The 21,412-nt window shown below is 40.2% G+C and carries 21 protein-coding genes; 18 read left to right on the top strand and 3 right to left on the bottom strand.

The window, feature by feature from the left end; genetic code table 11:
• Positions 1 to 330: 330 nt before the first annotated feature.
• The 15 genes from ybeY (at position 331) to ACTWPM_RS00860 (ending at position 14,644) form a co-directional block, all read left to right on the top strand.
• Positions 331 to 801, top strand: coding sequence for an rRNA maturation RNase YbeY (gene ybeY, locus ACTWPM_RS00930; RefSeq protein ID WP_443131184.1), 471 nt, complete (start codon positions 331 to 333; stop codon positions 799 to 801).
• Positions 776 to 1,156: a diacylglycerol kinase family protein gene (locus tag ACTWPM_RS00925; protein WP_443131183.1), complete on the top strand. Its 381-nt coding sequence runs from the start codon at positions 776 to 778 to the stop codon at positions 1,154 to 1,156. The genes ybeY and ACTWPM_RS00925 overlap by 26 nt, the downstream gene beginning before the upstream one ends.
• Positions 1,157 to 1,220: 64 nt before the next feature.
• Positions 1,221 to 2,126, top strand: a complete 906-nt coding sequence (gene era / locus ACTWPM_RS00920; protein ID WP_443131182.1) for a GTPase Era — start codon at positions 1,221 to 1,223, stop codon at positions 2,124 to 2,126.
• 70 nt (positions 2,127 to 2,196) lie between these two features.
• The gene (locus tag ACTWPM_RS00915; RefSeq protein WP_443131181.1) at positions 2,197 to 2,376 is read left to right on the top strand and encodes a YqzL family protein; all 180 of its coding nucleotides are present in this window, start codon (positions 2,197 to 2,199) and stop codon (positions 2,374 to 2,376) included.
• Positions 2,377 to 2,398: 22 nt separating this feature from the next.
• Complete coding sequence (gene recO, locus ACTWPM_RS00910) at positions 2,399 to 3,142, top strand: DNA repair protein RecO (protein ID WP_443131180.1); 744 nt, start codon at positions 2,399 to 2,401, stop codon at positions 3,140 to 3,142.
• 299 nt (positions 3,143 to 3,441) lie between these two features.
• A complete protein-coding gene (glyQ, locus tag ACTWPM_RS00905; protein ID WP_443131179.1) occupies positions 3,442 to 4,329 on the top strand; it encodes a glycine--tRNA ligase subunit alpha in 888 nt (295 codons plus the stop codon).
• Positions 4,322 to 6,406 carry a glycine--tRNA ligase subunit beta gene (gene glyS / locus ACTWPM_RS00900; protein ID WP_443131178.1) on the top strand — a complete coding sequence of 695 codons (2,085 nt, stop codon included), beginning with the start codon at positions 4,322 to 4,324 and terminating at the stop codon, positions 6,404 to 6,406. Before glyQ ends, glyS begins: the two co-directional genes overlap by 8 nt.
• Before the next feature lie 83 nt (positions 6,407 to 6,489).
• The gene (locus tag ACTWPM_RS00895) at positions 6,490 to 7,119 is read left to right on the top strand and encodes a helix-turn-helix transcriptional regulator (RefSeq protein WP_443131177.1); all 630 of its coding nucleotides are present in this window, start codon (positions 6,490 to 6,492) and stop codon (positions 7,117 to 7,119) included.
• A gap of 22 nt (positions 7,120 to 7,141) precedes the next feature.
• A complete protein-coding gene (locus tag ACTWPM_RS00890) occupies positions 7,142 to 7,954 on the top strand; it encodes a pyruvate, water dikinase regulatory protein (protein ID WP_443131176.1) in 813 nt (270 codons plus the stop codon).
• A 246-nt stretch (positions 7,955 to 8,200) separates the two neighbouring features.
• Positions 8,201 to 8,665, top strand: a complete 465-nt coding sequence (locus tag ACTWPM_RS00885) for a YaiI/YqxD family protein (RefSeq protein ID WP_443131175.1) — start codon at positions 8,201 to 8,203, stop codon at positions 8,663 to 8,665.
• 35 nt (positions 8,666 to 8,700) lie between these two features.
• Positions 8,701 to 10,515: a DNA primase gene (gene dnaG, locus ACTWPM_RS00880; protein WP_443131174.1), complete on the top strand. Its 1,815-nt coding sequence runs from the start codon at positions 8,701 to 8,703 to the stop codon at positions 10,513 to 10,515.
• 38 nt (positions 10,516 to 10,553) lie between these two features.
• Entirely contained in the window at positions 10,554 to 11,702 is a 1,149-nt protein-coding gene (gene rpoD, locus ACTWPM_RS00875; RefSeq protein ID WP_443131173.1) for an RNA polymerase sigma factor RpoD, read from the top strand.
• 681 nt (positions 11,703 to 12,383) lie between these two features.
• Positions 12,384 to 12,755 carry a cytochrome c550 gene (cccA, locus tag ACTWPM_RS00870; protein ID WP_443131172.1) on the top strand — a complete coding sequence of 124 codons (372 nt, stop codon included), beginning with the start codon at positions 12,384 to 12,386 and terminating at the stop codon, positions 12,753 to 12,755.
• Between the two features lie 69 nt (positions 12,756 to 12,824).
• Positions 12,825 to 13,529, top strand: coding sequence for a tRNA (adenine(22)-N(1))-methyltransferase (locus tag ACTWPM_RS00865; protein WP_443131171.1), 705 nt, complete (start codon positions 12,825 to 12,827; stop codon positions 13,527 to 13,529).
• A complete protein-coding gene (locus ACTWPM_RS00860) occupies positions 13,529 to 14,644 on the top strand; it encodes a Nif3-like dinuclear metal center hexameric protein (protein WP_443131170.1) in 1,116 nt (371 codons plus the stop codon). Before ACTWPM_RS00865 ends, ACTWPM_RS00860 begins: the two co-directional genes overlap by 1 nt.
• Positions 14,645 to 15,141: 497 nt before the next feature.
• On the opposite strand, the gene ACTWPM_RS00855 is transcribed toward ACTWPM_RS00860, so the two are convergent.
• Positions 15,142 to 16,104 carry a 4-hydroxy-3-methylbut-2-enyl diphosphate reductase gene (locus tag ACTWPM_RS00855; RefSeq protein WP_443131169.1) on the bottom strand — a complete coding sequence of 321 codons (963 nt, stop codon included), beginning with the start codon at positions 16,102 to 16,104 and terminating at the stop codon, positions 15,142 to 15,144.
• A 185-nt stretch (positions 16,105 to 16,289) separates the two neighbouring features.
• Between ACTWPM_RS00855 and ACTWPM_RS00850 the strand changes: the two genes are divergently transcribed.
• Together ACTWPM_RS00850 and ACTWPM_RS00845 are read left to right on the top strand one after the other, a co-directional pair.
• On the top strand, positions 16,290 to 17,609 hold the full coding sequence (locus ACTWPM_RS00850) for a DEAD/DEAH box helicase (RefSeq protein ID WP_443131168.1): 1,320 nt from the start codon (positions 16,290 to 16,292) through the stop codon (positions 17,607 to 17,609).
• A gap of 22 nt (positions 17,610 to 17,631) precedes the next feature.
• A complete protein-coding gene (locus ACTWPM_RS00845) occupies positions 17,632 to 18,522 on the top strand; it encodes a deoxyribonuclease IV (protein WP_443131167.1) in 891 nt (296 codons plus the stop codon).
• Positions 18,523 to 19,259: 737 nt separating this feature from the next.
• Here the strand turns inward: ACTWPM_RS00845 and ACTWPM_RS00840 are convergent.
• A complete protein-coding gene (locus ACTWPM_RS00840) occupies positions 19,260 to 19,544 on the bottom strand; it encodes a DUF2624 domain-containing protein (RefSeq protein ID WP_443131166.1) in 285 nt (94 codons plus the stop codon).
• Positions 19,545 to 19,707: 163 nt separating this feature from the next.
• On the opposite strand from ACTWPM_RS00840, the gene ACTWPM_RS00835 reads away from it, so the two are divergent.
• Positions 19,708 to 20,151, top strand: a complete 444-nt coding sequence (locus tag ACTWPM_RS00835) for a hypothetical protein (protein ID WP_443131165.1) — start codon at positions 19,708 to 19,710, stop codon at positions 20,149 to 20,151.
• 34 nt (positions 20,152 to 20,185) lie between these two features.
• Here ACTWPM_RS00835 and ispG read toward each other — a convergent pair whose 3' ends face one another.
• Positions 20,186 to 21,295 (bottom strand): flavodoxin-dependent (E)-4-hydroxy-3-methylbut-2-enyl-diphosphate synthase, encoded by a 1,110-nt coding sequence (gene ispG / locus ACTWPM_RS00830; RefSeq protein ID WP_224893082.1) that lies wholly within the window; start codon positions 21,293 to 21,295, stop codon positions 20,186 to 20,188.
• Between the last annotated feature and the right edge of the window lie 117 nt (positions 21,296 to 21,412).

Genomic DNA, 21,412 nt, shown 5'->3' with positions numbered 1-21,412 from the left:
ACGGAAGTTTAACAGAGCGATTTCATAAAAAAGACGAAAAGCTTTTTTACATAGGTAAAGCTTGGATTATGTTAATCATCCTCTTTTTTTGTGGGTTGGATTTGTTTTCCTTCCCTCTTGGAGGTATCATGGTCTATAAGAACTTATAATATTGAAGAACCTAAAAAACCCTCCTTGTTTAAAGAAGGAAGGGCGTGGGTGATAAACCCCACAGTCATTAGCAATCTTTAATGAAATTCATAAGGGAAGAAGCTATAATAAACTATTGTGTAAATTACATTGCTGAATACAGCATGGATAGTAAAAACCGCAGCTTGAGGAGGAAACAGTATGATTCAAATTGATTTTCAAGATGAAACCAATTCAGTAGATGAAGCTTATGTGGATTTAATTCAACGTATCATTCGTTTTGCAGGCGAAAAAGAGGGTGTACAAACGGATGCTGAGGTTTCAATAAGCTTTGTTGATAACAACGAAATTCAAGAAATTAATCGAAATTATCGTCAGAAAGACCAGCCTACGGATGTTATTTCGTTTGCTATGCAGGAAGAAGGAGAAGGGGAAACAAAAATTCTTAGTGAAGATCTTCCTCTCATGCTTGGCGATATTGTTATTTCATTAGATAAGGCTAAGGAACAGGCTGAAGATTACGGTCATTCGCTGGAGAGAGAATTAGGTTTCTTAGCCCTTCACGGCTTTTTGCATTTATTAGGATATGATCACGAGAATGAAGAAGACGAAAAAGCAATGTTTAATAGACAAGAGGAAATCCTTCATGAGTTCGGACTTGAAAGGGCATAAAAATAAGAAGTCGATCGGCTTTCGTTTTGCATGGAAAGGGATAAAGGAAGTTTGGAATTCAGAAAGAAACTTCCGAATTCATTTAATCGCCGGAGTGCTATGTATAGCAGCAGGTGCAGGTTTAAGAGTATCTACGGTAGAATGGGCACTCCTCATCGTTATGATTGCCAACGTAATTACGCTGGAGATGATTAATTCAAGTATCGAACGGGTGATGGATTACTTGGCACCTCAATATCACCCACTTGCAGGTCTTGTGAAAGATATTGCTGCGGGAGCTGTATTAATAGCCAGTTTAGCTTCATTAATCGTGGGAGCATTTATCTTTGTCCCACACTTGATAGCCTTATTTTAACAAGCAGTAGTTTTTAGTAGATTTAGTAATAAAGAAGTGATGTAGAAACATTGGAGGCTCAACTATGAATGAAAATTTCAAGTCCGGCTTCGTCACGATTGTAGGCAGGCCTAATGTAGGCAAGTCCACTTTTATGAACCGCGTAATTGGAGAAAAAATCGCGATTATGAGTGACAAGCCACAGACAACTAGAAATAAAATCCAGGGGGTTATGACGGATAAAGAGTCCCAAATCGTCTTTATCGACACTCCGGGTATTCATAAACCTAAGCACAAGCTCGGAGATTATATGGTGAATGTAGCAGAAAATACTTTAAACGAAGTAGATGCCATTCTTTTTATGATCAATGCCGAAGAAGGATACGGGCGTGGAGATCAATTTATAATTGATCGTTTGCAGCGAGTGAATCAGCCAGTATTTTTAATTATTAATAAAATTGATCAAGTACACCCAGACCAATTGCTTCCTCTGATTGAGCAGTACAAGGAAAAACTGGACTTTGAAGAAATCATTCCCATCTCTGCTTTAGAAGGCAATAACGTCAATCATTTGCTCAATGTATTAAAAGGTCACTTACCCGAAGGACCGCAATTTTATCCTGAAGATCAAATAACAGATCATCCTGAACGGTTCGTTATCAGTGAATTTATTCGGGAAAAAGTTTTGCATTTAACGCATGAAGAAATCCCGCATTCTATAGCTGTAGTAATTGAAGGGATTGAGCCTAGAGAAAATAAGAATGCTGTTTATATACAGGCTGCGATTATAGTAGAAAGAAAGTCGCAAAAAGGGATTATTATCGGTAAGCAGGGAAGTATGCTCAAGGAAATAGGCAAGCGCGCCAGACACGATATTGAATCTTTATTGGGAAGCAAAGTCTTTTTAGAATTGTGGGTCAAAGTACAGAAAGACTGGAGAAACCGTCAAGTCCAGCTAAGTGATTTTGGATATAACGAAGAAGATTATTAAGAGTTGGAAAATATTAAGTCTTATGATTTCACCTTTAAGAAGCATGCTAATGATGTAATTCCGATGCTCAGTGAATATAAGAAAGGCGGTGTTTCTTTTGCTCGAAAACCTTCCATGGAATGTATTTAGACAAACAGGAAACATTGAAACTTATTTATTGATGAAGGAAATAAAGGATCAAAATCAGCAATCTCCTGAACATCAAGCTTCCTCTATCGAACAGGAATCTAAAGAGGACTTAAATTTGTAAGACTAAAAAGCAGGTGAGTGCTTTGTTAGAGAAGATCGAAGGCATTGTTATTCGCACGAGAGATTACGGGGAGACTCATAAGATTATTACACTTTTTACACGTGAAAAGGGAAAAATAGGGGTGATGGCCCGCGGTGCTAAAAAACCTAAGAGCCGCACCTCTTCTGTAACCCAGCCATTTATTCATGGGATGTATTTAATTCAGCTAGGATCTGGTCTGGGATCTTTGAGTCAGGGGGAAATGCTCTCCTCCCTGCGCTCAATAAGAGAAGATATTGTAAAAACCGCTTACGCCTCTTATCTGGCGGAACTCGTGGACAAGCTGATAGATGAAAAACAGCCGGATCCGTTTATGTATGAGCAATTTCTTCAGACCCTTCTCTGGATGAATGAGGGGAAAGATGCAGCGGTATTGGCGATGATTTATGAACTTAAATTATTTAAAAAAGCTGGTTTTTCTCCAGTGGTAGATCATTGCATAAATTGCGGCAGCCAAGAAGGGCCCTATTCCTTCTCGATACTTGAGGGCGGACTCCTTTGTTACCGCTGCAAACACAAAGACCCAAACGCCTATGGCCTGCCAGATCCTTTGCCTAAACTATTACGTATCTTTGTACATATGGATGTTAAGCGGCTGGGGCAGATTTCCATGAAAGAGAAGAATAAAAAGATATTGCGTTTAATTATGGATGAATATTATGATCAGTACGGTGGGTATTTAATTAAATCAAAGAAGTTTTTGAAACAATTAGATCTCTTTACATGATCTCGATTGACATTCGGTTATTTATTCAGTATGATTCAACTACTTAATAATACGTTGTGAAGAAGGAAAGTAGTAGCTGAGATCCAGACAATAGAGCGAGCTTGTGATGGTGGAAGACAAGCGTCTTTGGTTCAGTGAAGGCAGTCCTGAGCAATTTACTTTAAAGTGGCTTTCCATGTGGAAAAGCAAGTAGGGTGGAACCGCGGGAATCCCGTCCCTATGTCTGATTAGGACATAGGGGCGGGATTTTTATTTTTGCTTGCAAGGCTGCGACTTCGATTAACAAGAGGAGGAAGAAAATGAATATACAAGATATGATTCTTACATTGCAAAACCATTGGTCCGAGCAGGGTTGTTTATTGATGCAAGCCTATGATACGGAAAAAGGGGCGGGGACGATGTCTCCAATGACTCTGCTGAGAAGCCTCGGGCCAGAACCGTGGAACGTTGCTTATGTAGAGCCTTCTAGACGACCTGCCGACGGACGTTATGGACAAAATCCGAATCGTCTGTACCAGCATCATCAGTTCCAGGTCATTATGAAACCATCTCCTGATAACATTCAGGAGCTTTATCTTGATTCCCTTCGTGCTTTAGGAATAGATCCACTTCAGCACGATATTCGCTTTGTAGAAGACAATTGGGAGAATCCCACGCTTGGAGCTGCAGGATTAGGATGGGAAGTTTGGCTGGATGGAATGGAAATTACTCAATTTACTTATTTCCAGCAAATTGGTGGACTTGAAGCACGTCCCGTGTCTGCGGAGATTACTTATGGGCTGGAACGACTGGCTTCTTATATTCAAGATAAAGAAAACGTATTTGAGTTAGAATGGACTAACGGCGTCACGGTAGGAGATATCTTTATGCAGCCGGAATTCGAACATTCTACTTATACATTTGAAGACTCAGATGAAGAGATGCTTTTCACGTTATTTACCACTTACGAGAAAGAGGCAGAAAGAATTATGGAAAAAGGGTTAGTATTCCCAGCCTATGACTATGTGCTGAAGTGCTCACATACATTTAACCTTTTAGATGCCAAAGGAGTAATTAGCGTTACGGAACGTACAGGATACATTTCCCGGGTCCGAAATCTGGCAAGAAAAATTTCCAAAGCCTATGTGGAAGAAAGAGAACGACTAGGATTCCCAATGTTACCTAAGGAGGTTGAAGGCCATGAGTAAAACGGTTTTATTTGAGCTTGGGTTAGAAGAACTCCCGGCTAGATTTATAGATGATGCTTTAGAACAATTAAAAGTAAAGACAGAAACGTGGTTCCGTGAGCAGCGGATTCCTTTCGGGGAAGTGAAAGGATTCGCTACTCCAAGAAGATTAGCAGTCCAAATAAGCAATGTAGCTGATAAGCAGCCTGATGTCGAAGAAGAAGCCAAAGGCCCTGCTAAAAAAATTGCATTGGATGAAAATGGAGAGTGGACAAAAGCAGCCATTGGTTTTTCCAAAGGACAAGGAAAAGATGTAGAAGATATATACTTCAAAGAAGTAAAGGGAACTGAATATGTACATGTAACGAAGTTTATTGAAGGGGAGTCAACTGCAGAGTTGCTTCAGGATTTTCGGTCTGTTTTTCTAAGTATTACCTTCGCCAAGAATATGCGGTGGGGCAGCTATGATTTACGGTATGCCCGCCCTATTCGTTGGATGGTCGCTTTGTTTGGTGAGGAGATCGTTCCCTTTACTATTGAAAATGTAGCGACTGACCGGATTACATACGGCCATCGTTTCCTAGGTAATAAAGCATCTCTTCGTTCGGCTGAAAACTATGAAGAAATATTAAATGGCGAATATGTTATCAGTGATGTTACTAAGAGGAAAAATGCCATAAAAGAACAATTGTTGGAGCTTGAAAAAGAAAAAGATTGGAAACTCATTATTGATGAAGGTTTATTAATGGAAGTCACTCATCTAGTAGAGTATCCAACAGTCTTCTTTGGATCTTATAATGAGGAATTCCTGGATATTCCGGAAGAAGCTTTAATTACATCAATGAAAGAACACCAGCGTTATTTCCCAGTTCGTTCTCATAAAGGGACCCTGCTTCCTTATTTTGTTGGAGTTCGTAATGGGGATGATAAGCATCTGGATACCGTCTCCCGCGGAAATGAAAAAGTATTGAAAGCGCGTTTGAAAGATGCACAATTCTTTTATGAAGAAGATCAAAAAGGATCGATTGATCAAAAACTTGAAAAGCTGTCACGGATGGTATATCAAGTTGAGCTTGGAACACTTGCAGATAAAGTTAAACGCATTCGAGCTATAACAGGTAAAATCAGTGAGTGGCTTGATCTGAATGATGAAGAAAAGCAGCAAGCTGAACGCGCTGCTGAGATATGTAAATTTGATCTAGTTACTCAAATGGTAGATGAGTTTACAGAGCTCCAGGGAGTAATGGGCGAAAAGTATGCCAGATTATTTGGAGAAGATGAAGCAGTAGCGCGAGCTATTAACGAACATTACATGCCGAGACAGGCTAATGGCACCCTTCCTTCTTCAACAATTGGTTCTATAGTAAGTATAGCGGATAAGCTTGATACGATTGTAGGAAGCATCTCGATTGGAATTATCCCAACAGGTTCACAGGATCCTTACGGGTTAAGGAGACAAGCTCTTGGAATATTACAAACTTTACAGAGTCAGCAATGGAACATACCTGTAGAAAAGTTAATAGATCTTGTTCACCAATTCTATCGTGAATTAAATCTTCCAACACGTACAGAACAAGAGGTTCATCAAGATTTACATGAATTCTTTAAGGTAAGAGCTGCTTACCTATTAAGAGAGAACGGAATTGATCCTGATATTGTAGAAGCAACACTTACGAACGGTGTTCAGAATTACGCAGTAACCATTGATAAAGCAAGGCTGCTTGTAGATAAGCGGCAGGACCCTACTTTCAAGAATGTACATGAAGCACTGGGACGGGTGCTCAATCTCGCCAAAAAAGCTGACGCTATGGAAGTAAAGCCGAAGTATTTTGAAAATGATTCAGAAGCCCGTTTGTATGAAGCCTTTAGATTGGTCCATCCAGAGTATTTACAAGCATTACAAGAAGACCGACCTGCTCTGGCATTGGAGAAACTATCTGAACTGGCTTCCCCGATCCATGACTTCTTTGAAGGCACGATGGTTATGGCAGAAGACGAGAAGATTCGAAACAATCGATTGGGATTATTAAATCAAATTGCTGCAGACATTAAAGAGTTTGCTGACCTAAATGCTATTGAATGGAAGCAGCAGTTCTAAGGCCCCTTCTTTTACCCGGTTATTAATATGGTCTATAATAATAAAATAGAACAGCACGTCACAGTGAGCAGGGTGGTGAAAGATTGGAACTCTCTAACCGACAAGAACAAATCATTCAAATAGTAAAAGATAATGGACCTATAACTGGAGAAAATATAGCAGACCATTTAAGCCTTACAAGGGCTACTCTTCGGCCTGACCTTGCCATTTTAACAATGGCGGGTTTTTTGGACGCGAGACCTCGTGTTGGATACTTCTTTACTGGAAAAACTGGATCTGAATTATTAACGGAAAAGCTAAAGAAATTTAAAGTCAAAGAGTATCAATCTATACCAATCGTTGTACAAGAGGACGTCTCAGCGTATGATGCCATCTGCACCATGTTTTTAGAGGATGTCGGTACATTATTTGTAACGAATGAACATGGACATCTAACAGGTGTGCTCTCCAGAAAAGACCTTTTACGAGCAAGCATTGGTAACCAAGATTTGTCCTCGATCCCTGTGCATATTATTATGACTCGGATGCCGAATATCACCATTTGTGAACCAGAGGACCTACTGTTGGATGCCGCTCAAAAGCTTATAGAAAAGCAAATTGATGGTCTTCCAGTTGTTGATCCTGCTGAGAATGGATTAGAAGTTATAGGCAGACTGACAAAGACCAACATAACTAAAGCCTTAGTTGAATTAGGACGCGACCAGCATCTATAAAGGAACAGAGAGGAGGGAGAAAATGGGGAAACCATTAATTTATGTATTATCAGATTCTGTTGGGGAAACTGCAGAGCTTGTCGTTAAAGCAGCTCTCAGTCAGTTCGATGATGGTCCCTTTGATCTTCAGAGAATTCCTTATGTGGAGGATAAAGGTACTATTAATGAGGCTCTGGTACAGGCAAAGGAACAGGGAGCGATGGTCGGGTTTACATTTGTTATTCCAGAGTTCCGGACATATCTACTTGCGGAAGCAAAAAAGTATGATATTGAATGTGTGGATATTATGGGCCCGATGATGGAAGCCATGGAAAAGCACTTTAATTTAGAACCTCGTCTTGAACCTGGTCTGGTTCATAAACTAGACGAAGATTACTTTAAGAGAGTAGAAGCAATTGAGTTTGCCGTACGTTACGACGATGGAAGAGACCCCCGAGGAATTGCTAAAGCGGACATCGTGTTGATCGGTGTTTCAAGAACTTCTAAAACTCCGCTTTCACAATACTTGGCCCACAAACGATTGAAGGTAGCTAATGTGCCCATTGTTCCAGAAGTTGAGCCACCAGCTGAATTATATCGAGTGGACCCTGATAAATGCATTGGTTTAAAGATTAGCGCAGAAAAGTTAAATGATATCAGAAAAGAGCGTTTAAAATCCCTTGGTCTTGGAGCGCAAGCCAGCTATGCAAACATGAATAGAATTCACCAGGAAATTGAGCATTTTAATCGTGTGGTGGATAGAATTGGCTGCCACGTCATCGATGTATCCAATAAAGCTGTAGAAGAGACGGCTAATGTTATTACGAATAAACTACGCCAAGATTCCCAAGAATAGGATCATCACTTAAGGTCGCGCTATGATTAAGCGCGACTTTTGTTGGGAAGGATGAAATTAGGTAAAATAGTATATAGCGAAAAACAATAGAATGTATTATAATGTTTATTTGCGGTAAAAATGATTCTATACAAGTAGTCATTAGGTCTTTAGATTTACCTAAAGCGCAAAGTGAGTACTTTTCAGAAAAATAAAACATTCTAAATTTAGAAGGATTCTATGTATTATTGTAGAAGTAGAGTTACTATGTCAAATCAAATTCCAAAAATATGGGTAGATGCAGACAGCTGTCCGGTTCAACAGGAAATTTATAATGTATGCAGTGTATATGAAATTACACCTATCTTCATAGCCACTGTCAACCATTATAGTCCTGAAAAAGCAGAAGAAGGTTGGATCTTTTTAGATCATGGCTCTCAAGCAGTGGATCTTTACATTCTTAATAACGTCTCTGCGTCCGATTATGTAATAACTCAGGATTTATCTTTAGCAGTGCTATTGACATCTAGAGGGGTTTATGTTCTTACTCCAAGAGGTAAACTAATTAAAGAAGCTGATGCAGATGAAATAATGAATAACAAGTACTTGAGACAGCAATCAATGAAGAGAAGAAAAAATTGGAAAGGTCCTTCAGCTTTTAGGAAAGAAGATCGGGATCATTTTCAGCATGTATTTGAAAATTTGTTAGCTGATCAAGAAGGTATTAAATAGTCTATCTCGAATAAAGGTTTAGTATGGTGATGCGTATGGCTGGGCATATTCCAGAAGAAAAAGTAGATGAAATACGCCAATCCACAGATATCGTGGATATTATTGGTGATTACGTAGAGTTGAAAAAGCAGGGTAGAAATTATTTCGGTTTGTGTCCGTTTCATGGGGAGAGCACTCCTTCTTTTTCCGTTTCTGCTGACAAGCAAATATTCCATTGCTTTGGATGTGGAAAGGGAGGGAATGTTTATACCTTCCTTATGGAAATGGAAGGGTTCAACTTCATACAGGCTATAAAACAACTGGCTGCCCAGGCACAAATAGATCTGCCTGAGGAAGCTTCGCAAGAGGAGCCTTCACAAAGAAGTACTGAATCTCAAAGTGTTTTAGAAGCTCATCAATGGCTTGCAAAGTTGTACCACCATATGCTTCTTAATTCAAAAGAAGGACAGGACGCTTATCAGTATTTAATTGACCGTGGTTTCAGTGAAGAAACAATTAAAAAATACCAAATTGGATATTCGCCGAATTCGAAAGAGTTTGTTGTGACCTTTCTGGAGAAAAAAGGTTTTCATCCACAAACCATGGTTAAAGCAGGGTTATTAAACGCAAATGAGCAGGGAGAGTATGCCGATCGTTTTAGAGGCAGGTTAATTTTTCCGCTGCGCAACCATTTAGGAAAAACTGTGGCTTTTGCCGGTCGTTCACTTGGTCATCAAGAACCTAAGTACTTGAATAGTCCGGAGACGGAACTCTTTCAGAAAAATAGGTTACTCTACAACTTTGATCTGGCAAGAGCTGCAATTCGTAAACAGAAATCGGTGATCTTGTTTGAAGGGTACGTTGATGTAATCTCAGCTGACCAGGCCGGCGTTCATAATGCAGTGGGGACAATGGGAACCTCGATTTCTAGTTCTCAGGCTAATCTTCTCAAACGTTATGTGGATCAGGTTATCATATGTTATGACGGGGATCAGCCAGGAGTAGAAGCTGCCGTAAAGGCTGGACGCCTGCTTAAAAATACAGGATGTCAAACATTCGTCGCTAGAGTTCCGGACGGTTTAGACCCCGATGATTTCATACAAAAGCATGGTGGAGATCGCTTTAAGAAAGAAGTTTTGGACACGAGTGATACGTTTATAGCTTTTATCATGAGCTATCTTCGGAGAGATTATAATCTCCAGCTAGAAGGAGATCGAATTGCTTATATCGAAAAGGTACTACAGGAGGTCGCTCTCCTTGATCGGGCAGTAGAGAGGGAGCATTATTTAAATGAACTTGCTTCAGAGTTCCAGATAGCGGTGGATACTCTTAAAGAAGAGGTTCACGATATTAGAGGGAAAAACACATTTAAGCGGGATAACAGAGACCAAAACCGATATACTAACCGTACAAGCCAGTATTCCATTCAGAATAAACTCCTGCCGGCTTTTCATAATGCGGAAAGAAAACTGATCGCTTATATGTTAAGAGACCCTTTCATTGCTGAGAAAGTTCAAGAGGAACTGGGAGGAGCATTTAATATTTCAGACCATCAGGTTATAGTGACTTATCTGTATGCCTACTATGAAGATGGTAATCAGTCAGATGTGAGTCAGTTTGTGGAAAAACTTGATGATCCAGCTCTAAAAAATCTAGTAATTGAACTGGCTATGGCACCGGTAAGTGAAGAAGTATCTGATCAGGAAATCCAAGATTACATTTTCCGGATTAAAGCTGAGCATAGTGACCGTACGGATATTAAAACCTTAGAAGATGATTTGAAGCGGGCAGAACAGCAAAATGAACCAATTAAAGCTGCTGAAATTGCTATGAAGATCATTGAAAGGAAAAAAGAATTAAAAAACACATAGGTATAGTTGGTATAGATATGTTGGAAGGAGGGGGACTTATGGCGGATAACAAGCAACAGCAGCCATCACGTTCTAAAGAAAAGGAAAGTAATAGTAATAATACGAGTGAAATGACACTTGAACAAGCAAAAGATCAGGTGTTGGAAATAGGGAAAAAGCGAGGAGTACTTGCTTACGAGGAAGTAGCGGAAAAGCTATCAAGCTTTGAATTAGACTCTGATCAAATGGATGAATTTTATGAGCATTTGAATGAACAGGGTGTTGAGGTGATTGGTGACTCTGAGACTGACCCTAGTATGAAACAATTAGATAAGGAAGAAGAGTTTGACCTTAACGACTTAAGTGTACCTCCAGGTGTCAAAATCAATGATCCTGTTCGAATGTATCTAAAAGAAATCGGACGTGTGAACCTCTTATCTGCAAAAGATGAAATCAGTCTTGCGCAGAGAATTGAAAATGGTGACGAAGAAGCTAAGAGGGATCTAGCTGAAGCCAACTTGCGTCTAGTTGTAAGTATCGCGAAAAGATATGTAGGGAGAGGCATGCTTTTCCTAGATTTAATTCAAGAAGGAAATATGGGTCTTATTAAAGCGGTAGAGAAGTTTGATTATCGTAAAGGGTATAAATTTAGTACCTATGCTACATGGTGGATCAGACAAGCGATTACACGCGCAATTGCAGACCAGGCTCGTACCATTCGTATTCCTGTTCACATGGTAGAAACTATTAATAAGCTGATCAGAGTACAACGTCAGCTTCTACAGGATCTGGGTCGTGAGCCTACTCCAGAGGAAATTGCTCAGGATATGGAACTTACGCCAGACAAAGTACGGGAAATCCTGAAAATTGCTCAGGAACCAGTGTCGCTTGAAACTCCTATCGGAGAAGAAGATGACTCCCATCTAGGTGATTTCATTGAAGATCAGGAAGCTACTTCCCCTTCTGACCATGCAGCATATGAGCTGTTAAAAGAACAACTGGAAGATGTTCTTGATACACTTACAGACCGTGAAGAGAACGTACTCCGTTTAAGATTCGGATTAGACGATGGACGGACGCGTACGCTTGAAGAAGTAGGAAAAGTATTTGGTGTAACGCGGGAGAGAATCCGTCAAATTGAAGCAAAAGCGCTTCGCAAGTTAAGACATCCAAGCCGGAGTAAACGTCTGAAAGACTTTATGGAATAAAGAAATATTCTGACTCAGGTATCCATCGGCTGCATAATGCGTAGATGGTGCCTGGGTTTTTTAATTCTCTATCTGGTGGGGGATGTTGCGTATGAAAGAAAATCAGCTGCTTCCCAGCGAATATTGCGATTTTCTGCTGGCTCTCTAAACTCAAGGGCAAATTGAAATCGGTGACAGAGACTTAGAGTTCACTAAGTCTAAAAAAAAGTCACATAAGCTCTTATTTTTAACCTTAACCCTTTTTTTGTTACCCCTTTCATTTCTTGTCATTTATTTTACTGAAATGAGCCTCATATTGCAAACAGGGCTTTTGTCGACTTTTGTTCTCGCAGCTCTTCTATCTCTTCGGCAGGTAATAGGAACGCAAACTGTACTATATCATTTTCCTCTAATTACAGGCTTGCTTATAGGGTTGCTGCTTTTCGTAAATCCGTAAGCGCTCAATGGGTATATGGAATGGCAGTCACTCATTGTTTGCTGTGGATGTGGATCGGTTTACGATGAAGATTTCATTATTTGAAGATATCGAGTATTATAGGGATCCTTTTCCTATTTCTCGCTTCTGTTTTGTAACTTTTCACAAGTTATCTCTTTAATAAGTGGAGCTTTTCAAGTAAAATAAATATAGTCGAATATATTTGCCCATACTAACTAAAGGAATACATAAGGAGGATGCAACTAATGAGAAGAAACCCTGTGATTCCATTTGCTATTATTGCTGTTTTAGGTATAGTAGCTATGATCATCGTTTCTGCTGCAGGGATTAACCAGCGTGAAGCGATTCAGAATGAAGAAGAAAACGGTGGAGAACAACAACAGGAAGAAACAGCGAATGCCAATCCGGAAGAAATGTTTCAGTCACAATGTGCCAGTTGTCACGGTGGAAACTTAGAAGGCGGGACAGGGCCAAACCTTACAGAAGTAGGCAGTCGTTATTCTGCTGAAGAAATTCAGGACATTATCGTAAATGGTAAAGGTTCTGCGATGCCAGCGGGTCTTTACACAGGCGAAGATGCTGCAGCAGTGGCGGAATGGTTAGCAGAGAAGAAATAATACTTATACTTGAGAAGCTTTCTGTGACAATCAGAAAGCTTTTCTTTATTATGAGAGGAAAGAGAGAATATGAATGTCAATCAATTATCCAAGCGGCTTGCTAACGTAGCCGAATATTTGCCTAAGGGATCTTTATTTGCTGATATCGGTTCTGACCATGCGTATCTTCCGTGTTATGTTTGTTTGAATGATCCTTCCGCTCAGGCAATAGCAGGCGAAGTCAATCAAGGGCCGTACACCAGTGCGTGGAAAGAAGTAAAAGATCATGGTTTAGAAGGGCGAATTGACGTCCGACTTGGAAATGGTTTACAGGTTTTAAAACCCAATGAGGTCTATCAGATCGTTATCGCAGGAATGGGAGGGCCCTTGATAAGAGATATCTTAGAAAATGGGAAAGAAAAACTTTCCGAAACCGAAAGGATAATAGCTCAGCCTAATATAGATGCTAGGTCAGTAAGGAAGTGGTTTTTTCAAAACGGCTATGATTTAACAGATGAAATAATTTTAGAAGAAAATGGTCATATATATGAAATTCTTGTAGGGGACAAAGGGAAGCCTGATGCCTCGTATGATTCTTTAAACTTGGAGAAACAACTTTGGCTCGGCCCCCATCTTTTAAAAAAAGGCGGAAAGGTATTCAATGTAAAGTGTAAAGCTGAGCTTGAGAAGAAAGAGTATGTTCTCTCTCAAGTTAAGCAGGCTTCTGTGGTAAATGAAGAAAAAGTTGCACAGTTACAAGTAGAGATTAATTGGTTAAAGGAGGCACTTAAATAATGGTAAATCGTACAATCTCAGGTAGTGAAATTATTCAATGGTTTGAAAAATGGTCTCCAAAGCATTTGGCTTTTGATTGGGATAATGTCGGTCTTCAAGTGGGCACACTGAATAAACCTGTAAGCAAGGTGATGGTAACGCTTGATGTACTTGAAAATGTAGTTGATGAAGCTATTGAGAAGCAAGTTGATTTAATTATTGCACATCATCCTTTGTTATTTGTAAAGTTGCATCAAATTAATTTTGACACTCCTAAAGGTAGAGTCATTCAAAAACTTATTAAACATGACATTACAGTTTACGCTGCCCATACTAACCTTGATGTAGCATCAGGCGGGGTCAATGATGTGATGGCAGAAGCCATTGGTCTTGTAGATACTTTTCCTTTAGTTAAAACTGGTCAGGATGAACTGGTAAAACTGACAGTGTTTGTACCGGAAGACCATGCGGATGAATTAAGAAATTCTATCAGTGAGGCTGGAGCTGGGCATATAGGACAATACAGCCATTGTACGTATCAATTATCCGGTCAGGGTACCTTTAAGCCTCAAGAAGGAACAAATCCTTATATCGGGCAGAGCGGCGAGCTTGAAGTAGTTGAAGAGAAGCGAATAGAAACCATTGTACCTAAATCGAAGTTAAGTGTAGTGTTGGCTGCAATGGAAAAAGCTCACCCCTATGAGGAAGTGGCTTATGACCTTTATCCCCTCTTAAATCACGGAAAAGATAAAGGGGTAGGTCGTATTGGCCACTTGAAAGAACCGATGGAGTTGAGGAAGTTATGTGAAATAGTAAAGGAAAAATACGATGTGCCTGCTGTACGTATGACAGGGACAGGCTCAAGAGTAATCCGAAAAGCTGCACTTCTTGGGGGGAGTGGTGAAAAATATATCCATGCGGCAAAAGCGAACGGAGCAGATGTTTATATTACTGGGGATATGACTTTTCATGCAGCACAGGATGCCATGGAAATGGGACTGTCATTGATTGACCCTGGTCATCATGTTGAAAAAGTGGTTTGTGCTGAAATTAAAAAATATTTAGTAGAAAAATGGCAGCAGCATGTATCTGTTATTCTCTCTGAATCCAATACCGAACCTTTTACGTTTGTATAAAGTGGTATAGATGCGTAAATGAATAGTTAAAGAAAACACCTCAATGTAGATTTTTCGTTAATAAGCTACCGATTGAGTAAGAATCAGTTTCGAGATCATAGAGTTCTTTTCGGAAAGAGGGTAAGGGGTGGTTAGTAAATGATTTGTCTTGTTCCATTACCCGGACGCTCATGACTCATCAATGGATTGTAAAATCACAATTCTTTTGAGGGTTGGCTTATGCTGGTCCTGTCCTTCGGGACGATTCCACATTTGAAAGCTTTCCTGCGGCCCTGGTGGATACATAGGCGTTTGACTTTGCCGCGTAGCACAACTTAGTTGAACCTCTAATAGAAGAGCCTCCTTGGTCATTATTACTCCCTGTGGGGATTGGTCTAGCTCCTTCCGCGGATCTTCCCTCATTTTGAAGCCATCCCATAACCTTAATTAAGCATTTCTTAGCTGAATTTTAAAAAAATGTGCGGACATTATTATGTCCGCACAACTTATTTGATCGTTTATTCTTTTACTTGGCTTTTCTTTTTAGTTTTCACACGCGGAAGAATCTTTTTCTGTTCCACTTTGGATTCGCGAATCCAAGTGTCCACGTCATTTAAGTCATATTGCTCGATGAATTTTATTACTTCTTTAGTTATGGGGGTAGGAGTAGAAGCGCCTGCTGTAACGGCTACCTTCTGCACACCTTCCAGCCAGTCCAAGTCGATTTCAGTCACATCACTTATTCGATAAGCTTGAGTACCTGCTTTTTCCATAGATACTTGAGCTAAGCGGTTCGAGTTATTACTTTTAGGATCTCCAACAACTAAAGTAAGGTCAGCTTCCTTGGCCTGTTCAGAAACAGCTTCTTGGCGAACCTGAGTAGCCATACAAATCTCCTGATGTTTTTCCAGCTGAGGATATTTTTCTTTTGCCTTTTCCATCACATCATAAACATCCCACTGACTCATGGTAGTCTGGTTCGTGACCATTAATTTATCATGGTCGATATTTAGATTGTCTACATCCTCTTCCGTTTGGACAAGATGTACCTTACCTGGAGCTACACCCATGGCTCCTTCAGGTTCAGGGTGACCTTTCTTACCGACATAAATAATCTCATAGCCTTCAGCTACTTTGTCACGGATTAGATTGTGAGTATTAGTCACATCGGGACAAGTTGCATCAAGGGCGGTAAGACCTTTCTTTTTAGCACGCTCTTTAACCTCCGGAGAAACTCCGTGAGCCGTAAAGATAACTGTCCCTTCATTGATTCCGTCCAGAAGATCCATGCGATTTTTACCATCGACGGTAATAATACCTTCGTCTTCAAAAGCTTGGGTAACGTGCGAGTTGTGTACAATCATTCCTAAAATATATATAGGGCGGGGCAGGTTCGGGTCTTTTGCAGCATTCTGAGCAATGACCATTGCATCTACCACACCGTAACAATAACCGCGAGGGGCGATTTTAATGACTTCCATTATTTAAAGTCCTCCTCTTTATCCAATTCCAATTGAATACTTTTACTTTACCATCCTTTATTATAAAGGCTAAGTGGAAAGAAGACAAAGAATCTTGTCGCAGCTTGTCCTGTTATCGTGCATTTCTTCTCTTGCTCTATTATAATGGGATGAGAACATTTTACACTAAAGGAGTACAAAACATAATGAGTACACATAAATTTGAAGAATTTGCTATTACCCCGGTGATCAGCCAGATCATTGGAGAACTTGGTTTTCATGAACCAACCCCTATTCAGCGCGAAGTAATGCCTGCTGCTTTACGAGGCGAAAGTTTAATTGGACAATCACACACAGGCTCTGGAAAAACTCACGCTTACCTTTTATCATTGCTAAACAAAATTGATGAGAATTCCTCTAATGTTCAATTTGTTATTACAGCTCCCACAAGGGAACTTGCTATTCAAATCCATGAAGAGGTGAAGAAAGCTATTCAATTCGGCGGAAAAGAGAAGGTATGGCGCTCTAAGCTGCTAATTGGAGGTACGGATAAGCAGAAGATGGTGGATAAACTATCTTCTCTTCCTCCTCATATTATCGTGGGAACTCCTGGAAGAATCCTGGACATGGTCAAGGAAGAAGCCGTAGATTTGCATCAAGCCAAAGGTTTTGTATTGGATGAGGCTGATTTAATGCTTGATTTAGGCTTTATAGAGGATGTAGATCAAATCCTGGTTCGTATGGATCCTGATGTTCAAATGTTAGTTTTCTCGGCTACGATTCCGGAACGTTTACAGCCTTTTCTCAAAAAATATTTAACTAACCCTACCCTTATCCAGATAGAGGATGATAAACCATCGCCTGAGTCTATGGAGCACCGCTTAGTTCCTTTGCGTCACAAGGACCCGGCCGATATCATTATGGATATTTCTAAAGCTATTCAGCCCTATCTTGCTATCATCTTTACAAATGGCAAAGACCAAGCTGATGAACTAGCGGATGCTTTGCTCAGCCGCGGTTTGGAAACTGGAATCCTTCATGGAGGATTATCTCCAAGAGAACGTAAAAGGATGCTTAAGGAACTCCAAAATTTAAGATATCAGTATATTGTAGCGACTGACTTAGCGTCTCGTGGAATTGATATTCAAGGTGTTAGTCATGTCATAAATGCTCAGATGCCTAAAGAAGAAGAATTTTATATCCATCGTGTAGGAAGAACAGCTCGTGCCGGCATGCAGGGCACAGCCATTAATCTTTACAAGGAAGGAGACCTCCCCTTAATCCAGAAGCTTGAGAGCAGAGGCCTTACTTTTAATTTCTATGAAGTGAAGAATGGAGAATGGAAAGAAGTTAATTCCTATAATGAACGTCAGACAAGGGAAAGAAAAGAAACAGATCTTGAAAAGAAAGCGAGACAAATGGTTCGTAAACCCAAAAAGGTGAAACCAGGCTATAAGAAAAAAATGAAGAAAAAAGCTGATAAAAATTTGAAAGGGCTAAAAAGGAATGAGTATCGCAAAAAATAAGCATCAAGAAAGGAGTTTTAATTTGAAACTCGGCTCACATGTTTCAATGAAAGGGAAAAAAATGCTTCTCGGAGCAAGTGAAGAGGCTGCATCTTACGGTTCCGGTACATTTATGATTTATACGGGAGCTCCTCAAAATACGAGGAGGCGACCTATAGAAGAATTAAACATCGAAGCTGGACAGGATCATATGAAATCACATAATATTTCAGACATCGTTGTTCATGCTCCGTATATCATTAACATTGGTAATACGACTAAGCCTGAAACTTTCCAATTAGGTGTAGACTTCCTTCGAAATGAAATTGAACGTACGGAGGCAATAGGAGCCAAGCAAATTGTACTCCACCCAGGCTCTCACGTAGGACAGGGGCTGGAGAAAGGGCTCCCAAAAATTATTGAAGGTTTGAATGAAGTGCTTCACAAAAATCAAAATGTCCAAATAGCCCTGGAGACAATGGCAGGGAAAGGGTCTGAAATCGGTCGAAATTTTGACGAAATAGCCAAAATTATAGATGGCGTCACAATGAATGAAAAATTATCTGTATGTATGGATACATGCCATATACATGATGCTGGTTATAACGTAGCAGAAGATTTTGATGGAGTATTAAATGAGTTCGATAAAATTGTAGGTCTCGACCGATTAAAGGTCGTGCATGTGAACGACAGTAAAAATGAGCAGGGCGCTCAAAAAGACCGGCATGAGAATATTGGTTTTGGTCACATTGGATTTAAAGCTTTGCATCATGTGATTCATCACCCTACCTTAAAGGATCTGCCAAAGATCCTTGAAACTCCTTACGTAGGGGAAGATAAGAAGAATAAGAAACCTCCTTATGGATTTGAAATAGAAATGGTTAAAGAAGGAACATTTGATGAAGATTTAAAAATTAAAATAATGAAACAATAAAAAAAGGTGCACGCGCACCTTTTTTTATTTTAGCTCTTCAAATTTTATTGTTGATTTTCATAAGAGGCTTATTAAATAATAGGGCCGGATAGTTGAAGACTCAGTTTCGAGATATTGGGTTAGAGTGAAGGTCCTTCGGGGGACGATTTCGCTTTCCGCGGGCATGTGCTGAGCTTCCTCGGGCTTAACAACCCTGCGGGATCTCACCGATCATGTTCATCCCGCAGGAGTCTACATCGTCCCCTCCGGACGTTGCTAAATCAGCAACTCGAAACCACTTAGGATATCTTCTTGATCCACAAAAAGAGCATGTGAATATGAGGCTATTTTCATGCTATAAAGATGGGGAATAGCCTGTCATAGAAGCCTTTAAGGTCAGTTAAGAAGGCGAGGATTCTATTTCTGGAAGGGTCCGTTATTCTCCTGTGGCTGGGTTGGTGGGGAAATGGCGAGACTCCCATGGGAGAAGGAACTAGGTGAGATCCCGCAGGGAGTGAAACGAGCGAGGAAGCTCACCGTTCCCCCATAGGAAAGCGAGTTATTTCCCCACCAGCCATCTTCCAAATAGAGTAACGGGCCCCAACTATCTCGAAACCGAGTCTTCAAGTAATGGGAGCTTTACCTTAAAATCAACACGGAAGTTTAACAGAGCCTATTCTAAATATCATTTTCTGTTTTCCTCGAGCCTGAAGCGACTAATCGAAAAGAATTACTTTTCATTATGTCTCTGTTAGGTATTATTTTAACCAGTGAGCCACGCCGTATTCTTTAGCCAATTCCATAAGCAGGCGGTTCACAGAGTGGGCTGTGTCAATGGAAGTGATGGAAGCCAGCTTAGTTAACATACGTTTACGACCGTTTGGATCAAAAGGGTTTTCCTTATTTTTTTTGAGAGCTTTTACAATGAGTTCTGCTTCTGATTTTGAGATTGGGATCTTATATTGCTTACTGTAAGTAATTAAATCATGAACTGTCAGCTGCTTTAACTTTTGCATAACAAATTGTTGAGCTACATGCTTCATATTTATACTCCCTCTCGCACCAGTGATTTAGTACACCATATGAAATAAGAAGAGAGAACGTGTTAATTAAAAATGATGGATATGTCAAAAAATCCCTTGTTAGTAAAGGAGATTATGGAACATACTAAACGTGATTCTCCAAACAGAAAGTGAGGGTATCCGTATGTATGATCCAATAAATCCTGTTGAGAATCAGGAAACAGAGAAAGCTCCAGAGCATGGCGATGAATTGGAGCAAGTCCATGAGAATGACCAGCAACCAGTTAATGATCATGGACGCGGTCCTTATCAGCCAGTATATGGGGAAAGTTATGAAGAAGAATATGCTCAGGAAGCGGCAGTAGAGCCAATAGATGAACCTTTTCAAACTGAAGAAAAAGAAACAACTATGGAAAGTGATGTAAAAGTAGGTATGGGTTGGCTGGGGCTAAGTGCAGCGATTCTTTCCTTTTTCTTTGCTCCCCTCATATTAGGTGCCGCTGGCATTGTATTAGGGATTATAGGAAAACGGCGTGGAGCTGATACGCTTGGGAACATGGCGATTATTATCAGTGTTGTATCCATTGCGTTTTCAATATTCTTTGCTCCGATCTATAATTTGATCTAAATAAAAAAGGGTGGACCAGTAAGGTCCACCTTTTTTATGCTTTTTGTTCTAATTTTTCCTTTTCGATACGCTGTTTCTCGTAATGCTCTTCAGCGAGTTTATCGACTTCTTTTTTGAGTTCTTCCACCATGATATCTTCAGGTACTTTCCTGATAATCTCTCCATGGCGGAACAGAAGACCTTCTCCACGCGCACCTGCGATGCCTATATCTGCTTCACGTGCTTCACCGGGGCCGTTTACAGCACAGCCTAGTACGGCAACTTTAATAGGGGCTTGAATGGTCTGAATATATTCTTCAACTTCATTTGCAATAGAGATTAAATCAATCTCAATACGTCCACAAGTTGGGCAAGAGATCAAAGTAGCTGCATTGGCAGCAAGTCCAAATGATTTAAGAAGCTCTTTAGCAGCTTTTACCTCTTCAACTGGATCAGCACTAAGACTGATGCGGAGTGTACTTCCGATCCCTTTACTTAAGATGGCGCCAAGACCTGCTGCACTTTTTATGGTTCCTGCATAGAGAGTTCCAGATTCAGTAATGCCCAGATGAATCGGGTAAGAAAAAGCTTGTGCAGCTTTTTCATAAGCTTCAATTGCTAAGTGTACATCTGATGCCTTCAATGAAACCACAATATCATGAAAATCGAGATCTTCTAGAATTTTAATGTGATGCAGAGCACTTTCAACCATGCCATCAGCTGTTGGATACCCATATTTTTCAAGGATGTGTCTTTCTAAAGAACCTGCATTAACTCCAATACGAATAGGGATCCCTTTTTCTTTTGCAGCATTTACCACAGCTTCAACCTTTTCCCGTTTACCAATATTTCCTGGGTTGATACGGATTTTATCTGCACCGCCCTCAATTGCTTTCAGGGCTTTTCTATAATCAAAGTGAATATCGACAACTAGCGGTATATTAATTCGCTTTTTTATTTCTGGAATAGCGTCAGCGGCACGGTCATCAGGACATGCAACTCGTACAACTTGGCAGCCCGCTTCTTCTAAACGTTTAATTTCTGCTACTGTAGCTTCAACATCGTGGGTCTTAGTAGTAGTCATGGATTGAATAACGACTTCATCTGCTCCGCCGATGGTCACGTCTCCTACTTTTACAGGGCGTGTATCTTTTCTGTGGGTAATTGCCATTTTCAAATCGCTCCTTTATATACTTACAAAAAAGGTATGCTTCTTTACGTTCCACTCTTCATTATAAAGGGTATTAACTTAAATGAGAAGTCAAGTCACTTAATTACAGCC

It is taken from the genome of Halobacillus sp. K22 (genome assembly GCF_052246795.1).
GTDB lineage: Bacteria > Bacillota > Bacilli > Bacillales > Halobacillaceae > Halobacillus.
This window is presented reverse-complemented; position numbering and strand designations above follow the sequence as displayed.